This is a genomic window from Phaeobacter sp. JH20_34 (assembly GCF_048056095.1).
Taxonomy (GTDB): domain Bacteria; phylum Pseudomonadota; class Alphaproteobacteria; order Rhodobacterales; family Rhodobacteraceae; genus Phaeobacter; species Phaeobacter bryozoorum.
This window is the reverse complement of record NZ_JAYMWT010000021.1, coordinates 676,333-698,137: the sequence shown is the minus strand read 5'-3', so window position 1 is coordinate 698,137 and position 21,805 is coordinate 676,333. Positions and strand designations below refer to the sequence as shown.

General features: G+C 63.5%; 14 protein-coding genes. 5 read left to right on the top strand and 9 right to left on the bottom strand.

Annotated features, from left to right (window positions below; translation table 11 throughout):
* Positions 1-135: 135 nt before the first annotated feature.
* Complete coding sequence (locus VWZ81_RS17840) at positions 136-1,869, bottom strand: ABC transporter substrate-binding protein (RefSeq protein ID WP_340544511.1); 1,734 nt, start codon at positions 1,867-1,869, stop codon at positions 136-138.
* A 327-nt stretch (positions 1,870-2,196) separates the two neighbouring features.
* Between VWZ81_RS17840 and VWZ81_RS17835 the strand changes: the two genes are divergently transcribed.
* Positions 2,197-3,327, top strand: a complete 1,131-nt coding sequence (locus VWZ81_RS17835) for a THUMP domain-containing class I SAM-dependent RNA methyltransferase (protein WP_416537276.1) — start codon at positions 2,197-2,199, stop codon at positions 3,325-3,327.
* A 15-nt stretch (positions 3,328-3,342) separates the two neighbouring features.
* Here VWZ81_RS17835 and VWZ81_RS17830 read toward each other — a convergent pair whose 3' ends face one another.
* Positions 3,343-4,197, bottom strand: a complete 855-nt coding sequence (locus tag VWZ81_RS17830; protein ID WP_416542543.1) for a 2-dehydro-3-deoxygalactonokinase — start codon at positions 4,195-4,197, stop codon at positions 3,343-3,345.
* A gap of 846 nt (positions 4,198-5,043) precedes the next feature.
* On the opposite strand from VWZ81_RS17830, the gene VWZ81_RS17825 reads away from it, so the two are divergent.
* The 3 genes from VWZ81_RS17825 (at position 5,044) to VWZ81_RS17815 (ending at position 8,311) form a co-directional block, all read left to right on the top strand.
* Positions 5,044-5,787 carry a sugar transferase gene (locus tag VWZ81_RS17825; RefSeq protein ID WP_416542542.1) on the top strand — a complete coding sequence of 248 codons (744 nt, stop codon included), beginning with the start codon at positions 5,044-5,046 and terminating at the stop codon, positions 5,785-5,787.
* A gap of 75 nt (positions 5,788-5,862) precedes the next feature.
* Positions 5,863-6,921 carry a CpsD/CapB family tyrosine-protein kinase gene (locus tag VWZ81_RS17820; protein ID WP_416537279.1) on the top strand — a complete coding sequence of 353 codons (1,059 nt, stop codon included), beginning with the start codon at positions 5,863-5,865 and terminating at the stop codon, positions 6,919-6,921.
* A gap of 103 nt (positions 6,922-7,024) precedes the next feature.
* Positions 7,025-8,311, top strand: coding sequence for a DUF874 domain-containing protein (locus VWZ81_RS17815; RefSeq protein WP_340544519.1), 1,287 nt, complete (start codon positions 7,025-7,027; stop codon positions 8,309-8,311).
* Between the two features lie 22 nt (positions 8,312-8,333).
* Here the strand turns inward: VWZ81_RS17815 and VWZ81_RS17810 are convergent, their stop codons facing one another.
* Complete coding sequence (locus VWZ81_RS17810) at positions 8,334-9,698, bottom strand: oligosaccharide flippase family protein (protein ID WP_416540639.1); 1,365 nt, start codon at positions 9,696-9,698, stop codon at positions 8,334-8,336.
* 144 nt (positions 9,699-9,842) lie between these two features.
* On the opposite strand from VWZ81_RS17810, the gene VWZ81_RS17805 reads away from it, so the two are divergent.
* Positions 9,843-11,060 carry a glycosyltransferase gene (locus VWZ81_RS17805; protein ID WP_416542540.1) on the top strand — a complete coding sequence of 406 codons (1,218 nt, stop codon included), beginning with the start codon at positions 9,843-9,845 and terminating at the stop codon, positions 11,058-11,060.
* Between the two features lie 18 nt (positions 11,061-11,078).
* Here the strand turns inward: VWZ81_RS17805 and VWZ81_RS17800 are convergent, their stop codons facing one another.
* From VWZ81_RS17800 to VWZ81_RS17775, 6 genes are read right to left on the bottom strand one after another with little or no spacing between them, the layout of a single operon-like run.
* Positions 11,079-11,921: a glycosyltransferase gene (locus VWZ81_RS17800; protein WP_416542539.1), complete on the bottom strand. Its 843-nt coding sequence runs from the start codon at positions 11,919-11,921 to the stop codon at positions 11,079-11,081.
* Positions 11,918-14,491 carry a hypothetical protein gene (locus VWZ81_RS17795; RefSeq protein ID WP_416542538.1) on the bottom strand — a complete coding sequence of 858 codons (2,574 nt, stop codon included), beginning with the start codon at positions 14,489-14,491 and terminating at the stop codon, positions 11,918-11,920. The genes VWZ81_RS17800 and VWZ81_RS17795 overlap by 4 nt, the downstream gene beginning before the upstream one ends.
* The gene (locus VWZ81_RS17790) at positions 14,488-15,390 is read right to left on the bottom strand and encodes a hypothetical protein (RefSeq protein ID WP_416542537.1); all 903 of its coding nucleotides are present in this window, start codon (positions 15,388-15,390) and stop codon (positions 14,488-14,490) included. Before VWZ81_RS17790 ends, VWZ81_RS17795 begins: the two co-directional genes overlap by 4 nt.
* Positions 15,387-16,100, bottom strand: a complete 714-nt coding sequence (locus tag VWZ81_RS17785; protein ID WP_416542536.1) for a 4'-phosphopantetheinyl transferase family protein — start codon at positions 16,098-16,100, stop codon at positions 15,387-15,389. The genes VWZ81_RS17790 and VWZ81_RS17785 overlap by 4 nt, the downstream gene beginning before the upstream one ends.
* A complete protein-coding gene (locus VWZ81_RS17780; protein ID WP_416542535.1) occupies positions 16,097-20,734 on the bottom strand; it encodes a MupA/Atu3671 family FMN-dependent luciferase-like monooxygenase in 4,638 nt (1,545 codons plus the stop codon). Before VWZ81_RS17780 ends, VWZ81_RS17785 begins: the two co-directional genes overlap by 4 nt.
* Positions 20,731-21,804 (bottom strand): glycosyltransferase family 2 protein, encoded by a 1,074-nt coding sequence (locus tag VWZ81_RS17775; RefSeq protein ID WP_416537327.1) that lies wholly within the window; start codon positions 21,802-21,804, stop codon positions 20,731-20,733. The genes VWZ81_RS17780 and VWZ81_RS17775 overlap by 4 nt, the downstream gene beginning before the upstream one ends.
* Between the last annotated feature and the right edge of the window lies 1 nt (position 21,805).

The following is a 21,805-nucleotide window of genomic DNA, read 5'->3' as shown; positions in this document are numbered from 1 at the left end:
GCGGACGGCCTGTTGCGCGCGGCATGCGCGATCTAATTTTGGGAAAAAATTGCCCCGGAGAGGGCCAGCCACGCTCCGGGGCGAAAGCGGGGAGCGCAGCGGATAGATCCGCGCGCTCCCCACGGGGAGGAGGGGTTACTCAGATGCCCAGCGGGCAACCAGCTCGTCATAGTTGACGGTCTGGCCCTGCGGCTTCTCATTCTCCAGTTTCGGCTTGGCGCCGCCATTGGCATACCACCACTCGGCGTCTTTCTCTTCGTTCAGACGCGGGCCGCAGCCGCCATAGACATTCGCCTGCTCGTCTGCACGCTGCATACGGGCCATGGTGATGTCCATTTCCTCGGCCAGACGGTCCATGGCTTCCTGCGGGGTGAAGGCGCCGGAGTTCACGTCACCGATCTGCTGCCACCAGATCTGGGCCAGCTTCGGATAGTCAGGCACGTTCACGCCGGTCGGGGACCATGCAACGCGGTCGGGCGAACGGTAGAATTCGACCAGACCACCCAGCTTGGGCGCACGCTCGGTGAAGCTCTCGTGGTTCACGGAAGAGTCACGGATGAAGGTCAGACCAACGTGGGATTTTTTCACGTCAACGGTCTTGGACACAACAAACTGAGCATAGAGCCAGGCCGCCTTGGCGCGATCAACCGGGGTGGATTTCAGGAAGGTCCAGGAACCCACGTCCTGATAGCCAACCTTCTGGCCTTCTTCCCAGTAGGGACCATGCGGGCTGGGCGCCATCCGCCACAGCGGGTTGCCCTCGTCGTCAACGGTGTTGTTGCCTTCGGACTTCGGTTTCACCATGTCGGCGGTGAAGGCGGTGTACCAGAAGATCTGCTGGGCTACGTTGCCCTGTGCCAGAGCGGGCAGCGACTGGTAGAAGTCATAGGATGCAGCACCCGGAGGGGCGTATTTGCGCAGCCATTCGTCCCACTTGCGGATCGCATAGACCGCAGCCGGACCATTGGCAGCACCACCGCGGGTCACGCTTGCACCGGCAGGGTTGCAGGAATCCGCTTCCATGCGGATGCCCCATTCGTCGATCGGCACACCGTTCGGCTCACCTTTTGAACCGGCACCGGCCATCGACAGCCAGGCGTCGGTCATCCGCCAGCCAAGGTCAGGCGCGCGCTTGCCGTAGTCCATGTGACCAAAGATTGTGGTCCCGTCGATTTCCTTGACGTCTTCGCTGAAGAATTCGGCGATGTCTTCATATGCGGACCAGTTGACCGGAACGCCCAGATCATAGCCGTATTTTTCTTTGAACGCGGCCTGCAGATCTTCGCGGTCAAACCAGTCCTTGCGGAACCAGTAGAGGTTCGCAAACTGCTGATCGGGCAGCTGGTAGAGATCGCCGTCGGGACCCGTGGTGAACTGGGTGCCCATGAAATCGCCGAGATCCAGACCGGGGTTGGTGACGTCGAAGAAGTCGCCTTCCATCATGTCGGTCAGGTTATAGGCCAGTTGCAGGCGCGAGTGGGTGCCGATCAGGTCGGAATCGTTGACATAGGCGTCATACAGGTTCCGCTTGGTCTGCATTTGCGTCTGCACGGCCTGAACCACTTCACCCTCGCCGAGGATCTGGTGATTCACCTTGATGCCGGTGATTTCCTCGAACGCCTTGGTCAGCACCTCGGATTCGTAGCTATGCGTCGGAATGCCTTCGGACAGGACGTTGATTTCCATGCCCTTGAACGGCTCGGACGCCTTGATGAACCATTGCATCTCCGAGAGCTGTTCATCCTTGGTCAGAACCGAGGGCTGGAACTCTTCGTCGATCCATTTCTTGGCAGCGGCCTCATCGGCATAGGCTGCCTGTCCCGCGACCACGGCAATAACCGCGGCTGCGGACAAAAGATACTTCCGCATCTTTCTCCTCCCTAGTGATTTATTGTGGCCAAAGATGCCCCGTGGCACCCGGCTGACAAACAGGTTCCATACCGCAGTCTATCTTGTCAAACTAATTTTTTAGTTTGTCGTAAGATGCTGAATTTTAAAGATAAATAAATCCACCTTGAGGCGAGTGATCTGACCGTGCGGATGGGCTCTGCGGTGCTGCATCGCGGCAATCGTCGCGGGAATCCCACTGTGCGCGATCCGCACTTGCGTGCACGGCAACGGTAGCGGCCATCGCCGCCGCGCCGAATGGCGAAATTTGCCGTCGCTGACAGGGGGTTTTGCCGCTAAGGAGAGGTCATGGATACATGTGATACATTCGAGATCTTCCTGACCGCCCCTCCGGGGATGGAGCAGACCCTGCAGCGCGAAGCGACGGAGGCTGGCTTTGCCGGTGCCAAAACGGTACCCGGTGGCGTCACCTTTGAAGGCGGCTGGCCCGATGTCTGGCGCGCCAATCTGCAATTGCGCGGCGCCGCGCGCGTGCTGGCCCGTATCGGTTCTTTCCGTGCGTTTCACCTCGCGCAGCTCGACAAGCGCGCCCGCAAATTTCCCTGGTCGGATGTGCTGCGCGCGGATGTCCCGGTCCGCGTGGAGACCACAACCAACAAGAAATCCAAGATCTACCACGCAGGTGCGGCCACCCAGCGTATCGAACGTGCGATCACAGAGGAGCTTGGCGCCGAGATCAGCGCCGATGCCCCCATCACGGTGAAACTGCGGATCGAGGATAATCTCTGCACCTTCAGCGTCGATACCTCCGGCGAGGGGCTGCACAAGCGCGGTCACAAGACAGCCGTGGGCAAGGCGCCGATGCGCGAGAACCTCGCCGCTCTGTTCCTGCGGGACTGCGGGTATGACGGGCAGGAGCCCGTGGTGGATCCGATGTGCGGCTCCGGCACCTTTGTGATCGAGGCGGCCGAGATCGCCAGAGGGCTGTTTCCCGGCCGCAGCCGCAGTTTTGCGTTTGAACAGATGGCCAGCTTTGATCCCGATGCCTGGCAGGCCCTGCGTGCTGAGCAGAACCCGCGCCAGACCAGCGCACGCTGCTACGGATCCGACCGCAATGATGGCGCGGTTGACATGGCCGCCGCCAATGCCGAACGGGCAGGGGTCGGCGATCTGGTGACCATTGTTCAGCAGGCGGTCAGCGACCTGACGCCACCGGATCTGGGTCCGGAGGGCAAACCGGGTCTGGTGATCGTGAACCCGCCTTATGGCGCGCGGATCGGCAACAAGAAGCTGCTTTACGCGCTTTATGCGGCGCTTGGGGAAACGCTGATGGCCCGTTTCAGTGGTTGGCGCGTCGGCATCGTCACCAGCGAGACCTCCTTGGCCAAGGCGACGAATTTGCCCTTCAAACCCTTTGGTCCGCCGGTGGCCCATGGCGGTTTGAAGATCCGGCTGTTCCAGACCAATCCGCTGCCATAGGCGCTCTGGCAGATCCTAGGATGTGATGCCCCGCCAGGCCCGGACCAGACCGGCCAGAGCCATGCGATCGGCGTCGGTACGGGTAACCGGCACGCCCTGGTGATTGAGCGCAAGACAATAGGGCACATCCAGCGGCGCAGCTGCGATCAGGGCAACATTCTGCCCTAACCAATAGGGGCGCGCCGCCGACAGCTCTGCACCAAGGAGCAGCCCCCAAAGACGCGCAGAGGTTTCGCTGTCTGATCCGTCCCGCAGAACCTGAAGCTCGGCCAAACGCGCGGCCAGGGCTTCAGGTTTGGACTGGATGGTTTCCATCGCCGCTGTCAGAGCGGTGCGCTCGGCACTCTGAAATTCTGCGCCCCCTTCAATGCCCAATCCCGGCGCCAGGCTGCGCCACAGTCCGGGTGTCAGAAAGCCCTGAAAACTGACCACTTCCTCTGCGCTGATCAGTGCCCAATGGGTCGTCATCCCGGCAATGCAGATCACGCCGTCCCAGTCGGGGTTGAGGCTGAGGAACCCCGCAATGCGATTGACGGCACCGCGCATCACTCCAACCGGAGCGCTTTGTGACAGCCCGCCAAGCAACCGCAGCGGATGCGTCCCCAGCATCGCCTCTCCCATCGGCAGCTCCGTGACCTTGGCAGGCACCGCGATCGTGCCCGTCGTGCCGCCCCGCAGGCTGTCATCATTGAGCAGGATCGGCGTCTCCGGGGCGCAGCCATGCAGCGTGCCAACCAGCCAGGCCAGATCCGCCATCAAATCGGCGCCTGTGCTGGCGGAGACATGTTGCACGGCGTCCCCTTCGTTCATCAGCCAGACCATCAAGCGACCGTCTGCGTGATCCGCAGCCACCCAGTTGGCAGATTTCATCGGGGCGGCCCCGGCGGTTGATGCAGAGGATGGCTCAGAAGATGCAGCGCACATGTCGATGTCCTTTTGCCCGGATCCCGAAACGGGAATGCGGTGACGGCGGTTTCCGGCACCAGGCCCCTCCTTGCCAAGTTCCGGGTCAATGATCAACGTCAGCCCCGGATTTGGCGCCATTTGGCTTCAGGCGACAATCGGGCCCGGATTGGCGCTATTTTTGTTTCGGCAATGGCGGGGAAATGGTTAACGGATCCAGCCGCCCGATGAAGAAGGTTAACATTCCTTATTGGATAAGCCCGGCGTGGACTCGAATTTAGCCATGAGTCTTGGTTGATTCCTTATACTTTTGGGTAGGCTGTGGAGATAGTTCCTATCCTTTAGAGGAATTGTTTCTCAGTTGGCGCCCTGATTTACTGAAAATTGAGCGAATACTGCCGTATCTCCGATTTTACTGAGATTTGCGTAAAATTGCTTTATTAAGAAATGGCCGCAATTGCGGTTCGGAGGGCGACCTGAACGGGCCGCCTGATTGGGACGAAGGTGCCAGCCTCATGGGGGTGCGGCTGGAGAAGAACCATCGATCTTATTGGACTTGGGACCCGGGGCGCTGTCGTGCCGGGATACTCAGATTGGTGCGAGTACGCCCGCTTTGGCGGGGCAATGTCGCTGTTGTTTCAGCGCACGGGTGAGGATCGCGGGGGCGGTCCTAGATTGGGGTTGGAAATGAAGGATTTCGTGCAAGAGGGGGCTGCTCGCCCGCCTGGTGTTGCGGTCGGTCGGGCGACATGGTCGCGCTGGCCGTTGGTCGGAAACGGCTATCCTGTGGCATTGGTCAGGGAAGCGCGTTTTGTGTCTGTCGCCAAGTCCGTTGCCAATATGAATGCAGAGCTTTCGGCGCGATCATCTTCGCCGCGCCGGGCGCTCGACAGTCACCTGACCGGACTGCGCGACGACGTTCAGGCCCAGTCCTCGAAAATGTCTCGTCAGGGTTATGCCGTTTTCGGCAAACGTATGCTCGATATCACGCTGGTTCTGCTCACACTGCCGATCAGCCTGCCCTTGATCCTGATGGCCGCGCTTGCGCTTTGGCTGGAAGGGGGCAATCCCTTCTACACGCAGGATCGCCTTGGCCAGCGCGGGCGGGTATTCTCGATCCTGAAGCTGCGCACCATGGTGCGCGATGCCGACAAGCTGCTGGAGCGTTATCTCGCCAGCAATCCGGCCATGCGGCGCGAATGGGACGAGACGCAGAAGCTGAAGGCAGATCCGCGCATCACGCCGGTCGGCCGCTTCCTGCGCACCACGTCACTGGATGAGCTGCCACAGCTGTGGAATGTTCTGATCGGTGAGATGAGCCTGGTTGGCCCGCGTCCGATGATGCCCGATCAACTGTCGCTCTACGGCGATGCCACCGCCTATTTCGATCTCAAACCCGGGATTACCGGTCTCTGGCAGGTCTCGGTGCGCAATGAGAGTGGATTTGCCACCCGCGCCCGCGCCGATACCAGCTATCACGGCGACCTGAGCCTGCGCACGGATGTCGATCTTTTGCTGCGGACGGTGGGTGTCGTTCTGCGAGGCACGGGATATTAACCGATCGCATCTAACTGTGATGGGCCGGACTATAGGCGCATCTTGCCTAACGTGGTAGAACTGCGAGGGGGTTTCATGAAAGATGCGATCAACGACGCGGAGGCCCCTGGCACCTGTGGACAGAAACTGGAGTGGGACGACCCCATTGCAATGACGCAACAAGGCTTTAAGAGATTTCGCCGCCGCAAGGGGCGCAACTCCTCGGACCCAGAGCATGACACGGCTCTGACCGGGCAGCCTCAGTCTGCGCCGAACGCGCCACAACAGGGCGGTGAAAGTGCCCGAGAAATGGCGGCTGCCGCGCGCAGCGCGCAGGCCGATGAAGGCAGACGTTTTGCCCGGCGCCCTGAGAGCAGCAGAAACAGGCCGCTCGAAGGGATCTCAGATACGGATCCAAAGCCGCAGCGCCTGCCCGCGACCCTGCCCGAGATGTGGGAGCGTCTCCACCGCGTCCCACTGGACATTCGCGGCCATCAGGTGGCGCGCTCGCCGCTGGTGAATTTCTTTCGCAACTCCCCCACCGCCAACGCCTTTGACCTGCTGCGCACCCGCCTGCTTCACAGTCTGAAGGCACAGGGCTGGAAGCGGGTTGCCATCGCGGCGCCGACAGCCGGGTGCGGGGCCACGTTCTCTGCCGTCAACCTCGCGCTCAGCATGGCGCGGGTTCCGGGGACACGCACGGTGCTGATGGATCTGAATTTTCGCAGACCCGGTGTCGCCTCCGCGCTGAAACTGCCACCGGCCGGCGATATGCCGGGCTTTCTATCAGGGGAGCTGACGCTGGCAGAGCATCTGATCCGCCCCGCCGCCTCCCTGGCCGTCGGGCTGACCGCAGCCCCGGACCGCAACGCCGCCGAAATCCTGCATGACGGGCGGTGCGCCAGCGTGATCGACGACATGGTGCTAAGCACGGGCGCGGATGTGACATTGTTCGATCTGCCGCCGGTTCTGGAACATGACGATACCGCCGCCTTTCTGCCGCAGGTCGATGGCGTTCTGCTGATTGCCGACGGCACCCGTACCACGGCGGCACATCTCGCGGCCTGTGAAAAACTCTTTGATGGTCAAACCCAGTTGCTGGGCGTCAGCCTGAACCGCGCGCGGGGCGCCGGTTTGCTGCAATTTGGCCAATAGATCCGACCGGGGACCTCGCCGAGGTCCCTGATCCCGCCTCCCGGCGCGCGCGCCGTTTCTGAACCGACGACCAACCGCAACCAACCATCAAACGAGCCGACACATGGGACCGATCCGCACTCTGGATGACATTTTGGATATGCTGCGACGGCGCGCGTCGGTGATCCTTTGGGTTGTCCTGCTGGGTGCCATGGTGTCGCTATGGGTCGCGGCAAAGCAGCAGCATTTCTACGAAAGCTCGGCGGTCCTGCAGATCACCCGGCCGAAGATCGCCGACGAACTTGCCAAATCCACCGTTGACGGATCTTCGGCGCGGCGGCTGCAACTGATCGAGCAGCGTCTGATGGCGCGTGGCTCGGTCCTGGAAATCATCGAGAAATACGGTCTCTACAAGGAACTGCCAGGCCTTGTCCCCTCTGAAAAGGTGGCGCTGCTGCGCGACTCCGTCTCGCTGACCGGGGTTGCTGCCGCGCGGGAGGGGTTTGCCGATGACGGCACGATTTCGGTGCTGACCATCTCGGCGCTGATGCCGACGCCGGAACAGGCGCAGGCCGTTGCCAGTGAATTCGCCACCCGCACGATTGAACTGAGCCAGAGCTCGCGCATCGAACAGGCCCGGGAAACCCTGACCTTTTTTGCCGACAAGGAAGCCGCGCTCATCGGCGAGGTGGCCGAGCTCGAGAATGAGATCACCGCCTATCGCAACGCCAATAACGTTGCACTTCCCGGCGGGATCGAGATGCGCCGCGAGGAGATTTCATCGCTCAATACCGGCTTGCTGGAAATCGAGCGCGAGCAAATCGAGCTGCGCAGACAGGCGGATCAGACCACATCGAACCAGCGTCAGGCCACGGCCCGTCGCATGCTGGAAGTCTTTGAGGAGAAACTGGCCACGCTGGACGCGCAGCGCGAACTGCTGCTGAACCGCAGGTCGACGCTTGAGCGATCGCTGGAAACCACACCGGAGGTGGAGCGCCAGCTTGGCGTCTATGAGCGCAGGATGAGCCAGCTGCAAAGCGAGCTGGATGCGATTTCTCAGCGCCGGACCGAGGCGGAAGTGGGCTTTCGTCTGGAGGCCTCGCGCCAGTCGGAGCGCTTGAATATCATCGAATCCGCGCCGCTTCCGGACTATCCGGCAACAGGCGGGCGCAAGAAAAAGGCACTGATGGGCGGTGTTGCCAGTATCGGACTGGCCCTTGGCATCGCCTTCTTGCTTGAGCTGCGGCACCCGGTGCTGCGCAGCGTGGCGCAGATGGAGCGGGAGACCGGCCTGACACCGGTTGTTGCGATCCCCTATCTGGACACGGCACCCCGGCGGCGCGGCTTCCTCGCGCGGCTGCGCAGAGGCTTCAACAGGCGGCGCCCGCCGGGGGCCGAAGCAAGCGGCTGAAAGAGGCGTTCGGTCTTGGTTCTTAGCCAACTGCGGCGATCATCGCCGTCAGCCTGTCCCAGTGCCACCAGATCGCGGACAGGCCAACCATCAGAGCCAGAACCATAAACAGCAGGTCATGCAGCGGATCCCAGACATGGTGTTTGCAGGCCAGCCAGATCATCACCGGATAGGCCATTACCATCGCCAGCCCCAGCGCGGCGATCCCGCCTGTCAGGCCAAACAGCATCACCCCGGCCAGAAACAGCACCGTCTGCGCAATCCCTCGCGCCGCCGTAAAAACAAAGAATGACCGGCTGTCCCCGGCGGCCAACGCGGCCTGATCATAGGTCATGGTGATCACAGCCGGAGCCATGGCAAGCGCGATCAGAACCACCATCGGACCGGCATCGCCATATCGCGCATCATAGAGCAGATCGACAAGCCAGGGGCCAAGCCAGGCCATCGTCAGCAGGATCGACAGGATCATCATGCTCAGCCCGGCGCGCAGCTGGCGCTGTTTGCGCCGGTACTCCGGTGCGGCATGGGCAGGCTTGTCGCGGTAAACCGGGATCATCAGCCGCTGGTTCACCGCATGGCCGAGTGCCATCGGGAAGCTCGCCAGGAAAAATCCGATATTGTAGATACCAAGCACGTCCAGCGGGACGAACTTGCCCAGAATGGCCCGATCGCCCTGCGAGGTCAGAAACCAGAAGGCGGTCGACAGAAAAATCCATTTGCCGAAATGCAGCAATTCACGCAGCGCCGTCGGCTCCCATCGAAACCGGCTGGGCCGTCCCGGCAGTCCCAGATGCACGCTCAGCAGGAATACGCCTGCCTGCAGGACACTGCCCAGGACCAGTGCCAGAACCGATTGCGTCCACCAGGCCAGCAGAACCATGGCGCCAATGCCAATGGCCTGGCTGATCAGCTCCAGTGCCGTTAGTCGACCGACCAGCAAATGGCGATGCGCCGTCTCAACGCGGATCGGGTCAAATCCGTTGAGCACCAGCGCGATACCGGCAATCGGCAGGTACCACAGCAATTCCGCTGCGCCATAGAATTGCGAAACAGGCCAGGCCAACAGCAGGGTCAACCCCCACAGGACAAAGCCACGCACCACCTGCACGCTCCAGGCCGTGTCGAGGAAATCCGGATCGTCGCCGCGCTTGCTCTGGGCAATGGACGGACCGATCCCCATATCGGAAAACAGCGCCAGCCCGGTGACCACAACGCTGACCAGCGCCATCAGGCCAAAGGCTTCGGGGAACAGCAGCCGCGTCATCACCAGATTCGCCGCCAGCCGCAGCGCCTGACTGCCGCCATAGCCGATCATCAGCCAGGAGGCCGAGCGCAACACGCGGGCGGCGAGGCGTTCTCCTTGGAAAAGCGACAGGACCTGCGGCATCAATATCCTCGAGGTTTTGCGATACACTTGCGATACTGATCCCAAAAGGCGTCAATTCCGCGGCATGATCGCGGCAATGCTGGGCAAGTGTGACAACTGACGATAGCCTGCGACAAGTCTTGCATAAAATGGGCCATCGTCCTCGTGAAAATAGCGTATATTCTCAATACCTATCCGCAGCCGTCGCATAGTTTCATCCGGCGCGAGGTACAGGCGCTGGAGCGCCAGGGTCACGTGATCCATCGGATCGCCATGCGGCGCAGCAGTGCCCCTCTGGTGGATCCCGGCGATCAGGCCGAGCAGGCGCGCACCCTCTACGTCCTCGACCGGGGTGCAATCGGTCTGCTCCGGGCGCTGATGCGGTCTGCTCGCAGGACGCCGCGACGTCTGATCGGCGCGCTCCGCACGGCCTGGCGCCTGGGGGCGGCGTCGCAGGCGGGGCGTCTGCGTCATCTGATCTATCTGGCCGAGGCTGCCTACGTCGCCGATTATGCCGCGCAGCAGGAGATCGCCCACCTGCACGCGCATTTCGGCACCAATGCGACCACCGTTGCACTTCTGGCCTCTGAACTGGGCGGGCCGGGCTATAGTTTCACCACCCACGGGCCAGAGGAATTCGACGCGCCGCAACCCTTGTCCCTGGGGGAGAAACTGAACCGCGCCAGATTTGCGGTAGCCATCAGCAGTTTTGGCCGCAGTCAACTGAGCCGCTGGGCGGCCTTTGGCAGCTGGGAGCGGTTGAAGGTGGTGCATTGCGGGATTGAGCCTGCACGTTTTGCGGATCCCGCGCCTTTGCCGGAAGGCGCATTGCGGATTGCCGCCATCGGTCGCTTTGTGGAGCAGAAAGGCCAGATGATGCTGATCGAGGCCATGGCGCGTCTGGTCGCGGATTATCCCGATCTGCATCTTGCGCTGATCGGCGATGGTGAGATGCGCCCCGATCTGGAGGCCGCCATAGCGAAGCACCGGCTTGGCGATCATGTCACGCTGACCGGCTGGCTCTCCGAGGCTGATGTCAGGGCTGAACTGGCCCGCGCGCAGGCGCTGGTGATGCCCTCCTTTGCCGAAGGTCTGCCCATGGTGGTGATGGAGGCCATGGCAGCCGCACGTCCGGTTATTGCCACCTATATCGCGGGTACGCCTGAACTGGTGCTGCCGGGAGAGACCGGCTGGCTGGTGCCTGCGGGTGATCCTGCTGCTCTGGCGCAGGCCATCCGGGATCTGGCAGCGACGCCCCATGCCAAACGGGTTGCCATGGGGCAGGCCGGGCGCGCCCGGGTTCTGGAGCGGCACGACAGCGACACAGAGGCCGCAAAGATGGCGGCGCATTTCCGATCGGCGATTGCTGGGCAGTCCAGCTAGGCCAGCGCAATGGCCCGCCTAGCGGCCCCGCGTCCAGCGGGTTTCCTGTCGGCCGCGAAACATCGGCGACTTCACCGCGATGGCAACAGTCGCATAGGACATAAATCCCGCCGGGTCGCGCAGCGCCCGCGCGACAATTGCTGCGGGGCCAGGGCGGGTGACGTCCTCATTGGCCAGCAGTGCGGGGAACCGCGCGGCAATCTCTGCAACCCCGGCATTCTGGCGTCTGCGCACGCGCACCAGATTGCGAAACCCCTCGATCAGCGGCCATTGGTAGCTTGCCTCTAGCCGGAGACGCTCGTGGGGCGCAAAGCTGAGGCGCGCGTAGATATCGTCGGCGATTATGTCCGGCCAGTCTTCCCAGCGCCCGCGCCCGGCCCGGTTCATCGCAAAGAGGCCAAACCCCGGCACCCCCTGCTGGACAAAGGGCAGTGTTTCCCAGAACCGCCCGTAAAGGCGGCTGATCAGGCTCTTGGCCGGTGCCAGCCGGGGCGACCCGCTGGCATAGCGCGGCGCGGTGCAATCCAGCGCGTGGCATATCTGCGCCATCAGCGGTGGGGCGACACACACATCGGCGTCAAGATACACCAAGATGCCACCGGTGGCCTGCGCTTCTCCCTGTTGAAGAGCCCCGATCTTGCCGCCCTCGCGCCGATCAATCACCCTGCAATCCCAGCCGGGCGGCACCGTCACCGCCTGCGCCGCCGCGACCGTGGTGTCAGTGCAACCGTTGGCGATCACCAAGACCTCGGCGGTGGCGCCATCCGGCAGCGGATCACTGGCAAACAGCGCCGACAGACAGGACCCGATATAGCCCGCCTCATTATGTGCGGGGATCAGCACGCTCAACAGCGGTTTCATTTCGCCGCCTCCACAGCGCGCCAGCGCGGGTTGTCGTCGGTCAGATAGCGCAGGCTGCCCCAGCTGCCCCATTTTCCGGGTGCCGAAACATCCGAATAGGCGGTGAACAGACTTCCGCCCAAGGCGGGCCAGCCCTGCAACAGGCTGCGATACAGGCCGCCCATCTCCTCGGTGTAATTGAAATGGCTGAAAAAACCGGTCAGCATGTCGTCATCGACCATCGGACCCAGGCCAACCACATGGCTGCCGCCCTCATACATGATCAGGTCGAGTCCGTGGGCCTCTGCAACTTTGGCATGATAGGGCAGAACCCGGCCCAGAAGATCGCTGATCGTGTCGTCTGAACTACCGGAAACCAGCCCGTCCTGCAATTCTGCCGCAGCCAATGCGCTGGCGGCATCATATTGATGCGCCTCGACAAAATCGGCTGCGGCGGTTCCGCTGAGACCCTTGGCCCTGGCGGCGGCCTCAGCCTGCTCGCGGCTCTGGGCAATCCAGGCGCGCAGAATTGGCGCGCGTTCCGGCAGGCCGAGAACGCCGCCGAAATAGCCGGTCACCGCATAGGCGTCAAAAGCGCGGGCCGGCGGTCGGCGCGTGGCATCTTCGGCAACCCAGAGCGGCGCGGTCAGCACCTGTTCCTCCAGCCCCAGCCACCCGGTCTGGGTAGAGATAACGCGCACCAGCCGGTCATCGGCCGCCGCGCCAAAAACCTCCGTCCAGATCGCGGCAACCTCGGCAGCGCGGCCACCGTAGAACTGCATCCACAGATCCTGGCCACCCCAGCGGGCGCGGGCCTGATCATCAGCCCAGACCGCCTGTTCGAATTGCCAGTTCCAGACCTCGTTGGAATATTCCACATAGGCGGTCAGCGCGGGGTCCAGCTGCTCCCGCACCAGCCGCGCGTAGTTACGGACATAGGTGTCGTCGGCCATATGGGGCAGGGTGAACCAGGGTGCGGTGCCAAGCTGATTGGCCAGCGCCACCAGCACCTCCGCTGGCGCACCTTTGGCCGCCCAGCTGTAGTCCTGCACCCTTGGGCGATCCTCCCAGCCAACCTGCGTGCTGTCGTTGGTGGACATCCAGTCCATGAATCGCAGCGCTGCAAACCCACGCATCCGCGCCATGAAATCCGGATTGAAGATGGCGCCGGCCTGCCAGTCCGGCAGGTGTTTTTCCATCACCACCGCGATGTTGCGGATATAGTCACCGGTTCCCTGCCGGTCGCTGCGCTGAATGCGGATTTCGACCGCGCCGGGACCGGGCGTATAGTCAAAGCGGATTTCGCTCTTGCCGTAGCGGATGTTCTTGGCCCGCCCCGTCACCTCGACAATCCCGTCGCCGTCAAACAGCAGGACATAGCGCCCAGAGAGGCTGGCGGCCTCCGCAGGCAAATCGGTGAGGATCAGCGTCCCGACCGAGCCAAGCTCCGGTGGAATTGCGGTCGGCCAGCCATCAGGGTCCAGATATCCCGCTGCTGCAAGATCGGCATAATCCGCGCCCCCCCATTGCCCGGCCAGATGACCAATCCACGGACGGGCAGTTTTGAAATGGTCGAGAAACGGAGCCTGCGGGCTCCAATCGGCAATCGAGGCCAGGTTCATCGCAATCGGCTGAGGCGGCACCTCGGCGCCCTGGGGCAGCCCCTGCGCTGCGGCGATGTCGCGCGGCGTGCTGGTCTGGCTGGCCGGAACCACTCGGTTCAGCGCAGGCAGCATCGGGTCGTCGGGCAGCGGCGGCGGATCGGCAGGCAGGGCTGCCCGCTGTGTTCGGTCCTGAGCGGCATCCCAGGCAATCTCCTGCAGTCGTCGCGCCAGGTCCGGCGCGGGCGCCTCATAGCGACCGCCCCATTTGGAGCGCAGCTGGTGCGGCAGCCCCACCGGAGACTGACCGGTCAGCACCGCGTATTGCAGCGCGGACAGAAAATAAAACCCAAGATCATTGGGGTGGATATCATCGGCAAAGACATCTTCGATCCGCGCAAGGCCCGGCACCGTACCTGCCTGTATGGCGTCATCCAGTCGCGCCATCGCCTGACCGGCCTTGAGCAGCCTGATCTCTCCGCCGGTCTTTTTGTTGACCGTGTCGACGACCTTTTGCCAGCGCGGCAGATCCGCGGCCAGCCGGTCGCGCCATTGCATTGTCGCCCCCGGATCAAAAGGCACCTCAACCCCGGTTCCGCTGTTCAGGCTGTGCCAGGTTTCCTGCAGATAGACCTCAACCTCAGGGTTGGCGGTGTGGGCAAGGTTGTAGAACTGCGTCAGCGCCCCCTCGGTATCGCTCCACTTCAGGTGGTTGGCGAGGGGGATCGCCTCGGTCACGATCAGCGCATCCACGCCTTCGGCCAGACGGGTGCGGGCATTGATCCCCTCGGCCTGATCGGCATGTGTCCAATTGTAGCTGAGCGGCGCGCCGTTGATGATCTGCGCCTCGACCCTGACCTCTCCGGCGATCTGTCCGGCAGTCGCGGCCGGTTGCCGGGCCAGGAGCTGGTCCAGCATCACCGGATTGTCGGGTCCGAACAGGGAATGCCCGACCATGACGACACTGGCCACCAGGTCTGCCAGCGTCATGGGGAAACACCAGTGCGGGGGTGGCGCGTGATCACCTGCCAGACCATCTCCTGCACCTGCCGCGCGGCTTTGGCGCTGAAAGCATCCGCAGGCGAGCCATCGGCGCGTTGCAGCTGATGCGGCAGGCCAACCGGGTTTTTGTGATAAAGCACGCTGACATGGGTCAGCGCCACAACATAGGCGCCCAGATCGTTGATATGGATCGGGTCGAGCGCCCCCTCGGATGTGCGGGCAAAAAGCGCCTCGCGATGAGTCATCCCGTCGATCTGGCCGTCCTCGGCGGCGCGCACGACGGCGGCCATCACCTGTCCTGCGGGGATCAGATAGGCGGGACGTCTCGGATTGCGGCGGCTGTCAGATCCGGCCAGCCCGCCCAGCCAGAGCTGTTCCAGATCACCGTCGATCCGCTTCAGCCAGCCATCCGGCGTATCCAGCGGGTGCCAGGTTTCATAGAGGTATATCCGCGTCCGATCCGACCCCGCCCGGGCCAGATCAGCCCAGCGGCGAAAGTATCGCGCGCCTTTGAAATAGCGCAGCGCGTCGCGCAGTTCGACCATCTCCGTCAGGATCACGGCGTCATACTCACCGGAGCCAACCGCCTCGCGTGCATCTCGCCAGACCGGAGGGTGATTGACCTGATCGAAATGCAGGATGTCCAGATCCGGCTCCCAGTGATCCTGCAAGGGCGTGCCGGAGCCAAGCTGGCTGTTATAACGATGCCCCTCTGGCGCCAACTGTTGCACCATATGCGGCATATCCGGGCCCACCAGTGAGTGGCCGAGGTGAAACACCTGCATCGACCCTGCCGGGGGGCTTAGTTGTGGCAGCGCAAAGGGTGTCGCCTGCGCGCCGATCGGCAGCAGAGACAGGAGTGCAAGAAAACCGCGCCGTCCGATCATCGCACCTGTGGCAGCTGTGCGGCGGTTGCGATCAGCCCCTCCCCGATAACAAAACGCCCGTCAATGGCGTCGCCTTTTCGAAACGGCAGCTGATCCGCCGTGAACCGCGCGCAAAACGTCCCGCTGATCTGATCGGTGCCCTGCGCCAAATCCATCTCAAGTTCCATCCCATCAAAGCCAAAGAACCGCTCGCTCAGGCGGTACTGACATTTATAAGCCGCTTCCTTGGCCGAGAATATCACTTTGGCGAGTTGGCCGGGGCTGTTTTGTTGTGCGAGCCAGTCACGCTCGGCCGGGCGGCAGATCTGCGGGATCAGGTCATCCGCCAGCGGCGTGTCCTCCTCCACGTCGACCCCGAGCCCGCGCATCTGTTGGGGCAGGGCCATAACGGCGACGGCGGCGCTGTGACAATGGCTGATCGAGCCGACAACCTCAGGCGGCCAGACCGGCGCCCGTTTGGGGCCGACCGGAATGGCGCTGGGCGTCATGCCGAGGGACGACATCGCGCGATGCGCGGCAGCGCGGCCCGCCGCAAACTCGCGCCGCCGCTTCTCGACGGCATTTGGCGACAGGCAGGCGGCCTCCTCAGGGAAGGGCGGAGGCGGATCGTCCTGCGGATCGCAGGTTTCCACCACGACACAGGCGTCAAACAACCGGCGGATCAGCGCCTTGTGCCGGGCGCTGCGTGAGAGCGGATCGGCAAGGCTCATCCGCTGCGGGCCTTGCGGTTGGCCCGCATCGCGCGGCGTTTCGACATCATATCGGATTTTGCCGCCGCATCGACCGCTGGGGCGGCGGTGTCCTCTGCCGGGGCCGCTCCGGTCAGCGTGTCGATATGGCTGGCCAGCCCCGACAGCGTCGGAAACCGGAAGATATCCGTGATCGAGAGCTTCGGCACATCCAGAGCGCCGCGAATGTCGCGGTGGGCCTGCACGGCCAGCAAGGAATGACCGCCGAGGGTGAAGAAATTGTCCTCTGCCCCGATACCGCTGACCCCAAGGATCCCGGCCCAGATCTCGGCAATCTTGCTCTGCGCTCCGGCGCTGAGCGGGGTGTCGGAGGTGGGAGCAGTGATCCGCACCGGTTTCGGGTCCGGCAGGGCCTTGCGGTCGATCTTCTTGTTCGGCGTCAGCGGGAAGGCGGCGAGATGTTCGATATGGCTTGGCACCATGACGGCAGCGAGCTGCTGCGCCAGCGCGGCCTTGAGCGCTGCCTGATCCGGCGGCAGCGCGCCGGTGACATAGGCAACCAGCCGGGTGTCTGCCCCGCTGTCGCGCGCCACCACAACCGCGCCGGTTATCCCGTCCATGGCAGCAAGCGCGGCCTCGATCTCGCCCAGCTCGATCCGCTGGCCTCGGATCTTGACCTGATGGTCACTACGGCCGAGGAATTCCAGCTTGCCATCGCCGCGCCAGCGGACCAGATCGCCGGTGCGATAAAGATGGGTCGAGGTCACCGCGGCGCCCGCATCACCAAAGGGATCGGGAATAAACCGTTCCGCAGTCAGCTCGGGGCGCTGCCAATACCCGGCGGTGACGCCTGCGCCGCCGATCAGCAGTTCCCCCGGCACTCCGACCGGCTGCGGAGACAGATCGTCCTTGACGACATAAACAGTGGTATTGGCAATCGGCGCCCCGATTTGGGCGGTCCCGGCGGGCACGCCGCATAGGGTCTGCATGGTTGACCAGATGGTGGTCTCCGTCGGTCCGTACATATTGTGGATCTCTGCGCTGGTCGCCCCGCGCAGATCCGCGACAAGATCTCCCGGCAGCGCCTCCCCGCCGATCAGCAGGTGCGACAGCCGCCCCAGCACCGGGCGCGCATCGGCATCCGCGGTGATCATCCGCGCCATCGACGGGGTGCATTGCATATGGGTGACGCCATGGCGCAGGATCTGCGCCGCCAGCGAGACATCCTCCGCCGCCAGTTCCTGCGGGGCATTGGCAAGACGCAGCACCTCCGCAAGGGGTTTCAGCCCCTCCAGCACCACCTCGGGCGCGATGCCATAGTCGATCAGACAGGCGATTTCATCAACGCCAATCCGCTTCAGCTGTTCGACCCGCTGCATGGCATCGGCAATGGTTCCAAACAGGCCGGAGTCTTCGAAATACCGTTCAAAGGCGAAGTCCAGAATGGCCTCCAGCTCCTCTGTCGAGAGCATCCCGAGATCCATTTCAAACGGGTTTTTCACCCCCTCGGGTTTCTTGAACGCGGGGAAGGCCCAGGCGTATTGCTTGATCAGACCGGCCGCTGCGCGCAGGTAATCCTTCATCGGTTCACGGGCCGTGGCGCGGGCTTCCTCGCGGGTATCGGCAAGATAGCTGTGTAGCATCAACGTGACCTTGTGATCGCGCGGATCGTGACCAGCCGCGCGCAGGGCGTCGTGGTATATGGCGATCTTGCCCGCGACTTCGTCGATGCTCTGGCCCAGCAGATGGGTCAGCACATTGGCCCCGATGCTGCCAGCTTCGCGCCAGGTCTCGGGGTTGCCGGCCGTTGTCACCCAGACCGGCAGTTCCTTTGACACCGGGCGCGGCTGGGTCAGCACCGCGTGGTCGCCGCCATCCTTGCGCGGGAAGGCAACCTCCTCGCCGCGCCAGAGCTTGCGCACGGTCTCGATCGCCTCAAACAGCGCAGGCTTGTTGGCGGGGGGGGTGTTTTCGGGGCGCAGGACGAAATCATCCGGCTGCCAGCCCGAGGCAAAGCCAATACCGGCGCGGCCGCCGGTCAGATTGTCGATCACCGACCATTCCTCGGCAATCCGGGCCGGGTGGTGCAGCGGCGCCACGCAGGAGCCCGCGCGCACCCCGATATTCTTCGTCACCGCAGCCACCGCCGCGCCGGTTACCGCCGGGTTCGGATAGGGGCCGCCAAAGGCGTGAAAATGCCGCTCCGGTGTCCAGACCGCGTTGAACCCGTGCTGATCGGCGAATTTCGCGCCCTCCAGCAGCAGTTCATATTTGCGCGGACCGGGGCCGTCGTCATTGCCCCAATAGAACAGGTTGAAGTCCATCCCCCGGTCGCTGGTTGCGATGGGGCCATTGGACAGCTGCAACCGTGCCTCATCACTGGACAGCACCAGCTTGAAGCCGCGCGACAGGGTCCAGAACAGCTCAAGCACGGAGATATCAAACGACAGGCTGGTCACTGCCAGCCAGCAATCGCCCGGCTGATGCGGAACCCGCTGGTCCATTGCAGCAAAGAAATTTGCCACATTGCCATGGCGCACCATCACCCCCTTTGGGGTGCCGGTAGAGCCGGAGGTATAGATCAGATAAGCCAGATCCTGCGGTCCCGGCTGGGTGGTCGGCCCACCGCTGCCTGCGAGTGTCTCCGGCAGATCATCCAGACAGAGAACATCGGCAGATGCGGTGCCGGGCAGCTGGTCGCGCAGACGGCTGTCGGTCAGGATCACACTGGCCGCGCTGTCGGTGATGAAATGCGCGATCCGATCCGCCGGATAGGCCGGATCAAGCGGCACATAGGCCCCGCCCGCGGCCATGGTCGCCAGCGCCGCGATGACCAGCGCAGGGCTCCGCCCCAGATAGATGCCGACATGGCTGCCCGGCGCAACACCCCGGTGGCGCAGCAGCGCCGCCAGTTGTTCGACCTCCTCAGATAGCTCCGCGTAGGTCAGGCTTTGATTTTCGTAGACCAGCGCTGTGGCCTCCGGGGTCCGCGCCACCTGGGCTGCAAATTCTGCCGGGATGGTGGTGTCCTGCGTCCCGGTCAGAGCGGTTTCATTCCAGGCCACCAGCATCTGTTGCCGTTCGGTCTCTGGCAGAACGGGCAGATCGGCAAAAGTCCCCTCGGCCGCTGCGTCGCGCGCTGCGACCAGCATGTTGATCCGAGCGATCAGCAGGTCGACGGCCTGCGCATCAAGGCGTGTGCTATCGGCCTCCAGAGTCAACCTGCCATCCGTCAGGCAAAGCGTCGCCGCACATCCCGCAATGGGCCGGTCGCTCCCCAGATTGCAGCCGATGTCGGGGCAAAGGCCGCTGCCTGCGGTCTGCCGCAGCTCTGGCGCGCGGGCGATCAGATCGGATGCGAATCCGCCGCTGTTGCGGATGCTGTCGAGATCCTCGCGTAGGCGGGTTTGCAGGTCTGCCAGGTAGCTGTCGCGGCTGGATTGCACCGGCACCCAGTCACAGATCATCCCTGTGACCGCCGCCTGTTGCAGCGCATCATTGCTAAGCGCGATCCCCGCAGCCTCGGACCCTGAACTGCACAGCGCCAGGGCAAGCGCCGTGGTCACCGCATCGGCCTCCGTCATGGCATGGCCGTCGGGCAGGTTCAGCGCGTGGCTGGTGATATCGGCACCGGCATCGCCCGCGGGTCTGGCAAGCGGCAGATCCGTGGCAGGCAGCGCGGCGAGGGCCGCGCGCCATCTGGCTTCGCTTGCCTGTGTTGCGGCCAGCCGCCCTGTCAGATCGCGGCGCGTCTCCGCATTCAGCTGCCGCAGCACATCCCCGGTTTGGACATGGGTGCCGGCGCGGATCAGGCGACCATCGCTATGGTGCAACCCCAGCAGCCGCAGCGCGCCGTCGTCGCAGGCCAGCGTGACGCTGGTGTCGTCGACGGCTAGCACCGTGCCCGGTGCCGCCGATCCCGGCACCACCTCGGCAGAGCCGATCAGCACCACCGGCGCGCTGTCCTCCGTGCCCAGATGTAGCTTGCCCGCGCAGAGCGGGTTCCAATAGCCGTTGAAATCAAGCGCGCGGATCAGCCGGTGCACATCAGCCGCAGGCTGCGACAGGTCCAGCAGGGCGCCGGCTTCGGGCCGATCAGCGCGGGTATAGAGCTTGCGGGTGCTGAAATCCTGCGCCTGCCGCGCCAGCGTGTCGGTTTCCAGCTGGCTCAGCACATCGCCGAAGCTGTCCATCGCCGCGGCGTAGCATTTGGCGTTGAGACTATAGGCCGTCTCATCCCCGGCAATCTCAAACAGGCGCTGGGCGAGGATGTCGCCCTCATCCACACCGCCTTCGATCATATGCCAGGTGATACCGTATTCCGTCGCCCCTTCGATCAGGGCCCAGTTCGGCGTATTGAGACCGGCATAGCGCGGCAAAGGTCCATCATGGAAATTGACGCCGCCCTTGGTCGCGCGGGTCAGCACGCTGTCGGGGATGATTTCGAGATTGGCGATCGACATCAGCCAGTCCACCGATCCGCCAAAGTCGCGCGCATCCTCCAGCACGCTCAGCCCCTTGTCAGCGGCCCACTGGCGGATTTCGGCGTCTTTGGTCACTACGGCGGCGATGCTGTGGCCACGGGCCATCAAGGTGTCGGCACAGGCGACAAGCAGCGATTCATTGCCAAGCACGATACAGGAGAATGGGGTCATTTCTGCTCCTCCGGTTGAGACGGGGTCTGGCGCGTTTCCATAGGCTGGGTTTGGCGGCGGCGAAAGATCGCGCGGCTATGATGAACGATCAGGTCCCGCAGAAAATAGGGCGGATCCGAGGCGGGTTTGTCCGACACCAGCCGCCGCAGCCCATAGAGCAGGCTGCCCGTGATCAGCGCCAATGTGGCTCCGACCGTATAGGCGCGCCCATGGGTGCTGAGAAAGTAGTGCAGCCTGCTGTCGAACCAGTATTGCGGTGTGCGCTGCCAATCCTTCATCCCGGTTGAGGCGGATCCCACATGGGCCACCTCGCTTTCCGGCAGATAATGCGTGCTCCATCCGGCGCGGGCGGCACGGTGGCACAATTCGGTTTCCTCGAAATAGAGAAAGAAGGTCTCGTCAAAACCTCCAACCGCCTCGATCACCTCGCGTCGGATCATCAGGCTGGCACCAGCGGTCCAATCCAGCTGGGTTGGCTCGGTCGGGATCTCCATGGGCACCACGGCATCTTTCAGCAGGCGGGTCACGATGCCGGTCCGCACCGAGGATTCGAATTCCCCCGCAATGGTCGGGAACCGGAAGGCGGTGCAATGGGGCGTCCCATCGGTGCCCCGCACATAAGAGCCGACCAGCCCGGCGGTTGGTGTGGCCTGCAAGAAATCCCGCAATGCGCGGATCGCTCCCGGCTGCACAAAGGCATCCGAGTTCAGCAGATAATAAAACTCAGGCGCGCTGCCATCGGCGAGGCCGAGGCGAAAGCCGATGTTCATGCCCGCCCCAAACCCGCCGTTGCGGTCGCTGGCGATCAGGCGCAGGCGGCCGCTGTCCAGCCAGCCACGCTCCTGCACCGCCGTCAGCAATTTGTCATAGGACCCATCGCCAGAGCCATTGTCTATGATCACCACCTCACCTTGCAGCGCGTTCATCTGCTCCAGCGCGGCGGCGGCACAGTCCAGCGTCATTTCGGGCGTCTTGTAGTTCAGGATGATGGTCAGAATACGCGCCGGTTCGGCCCCGGCTGCCGGGCGCGCGCAGGTCTCCGTCTGCTGTGGGGCGGGGCTGTCGGTCATG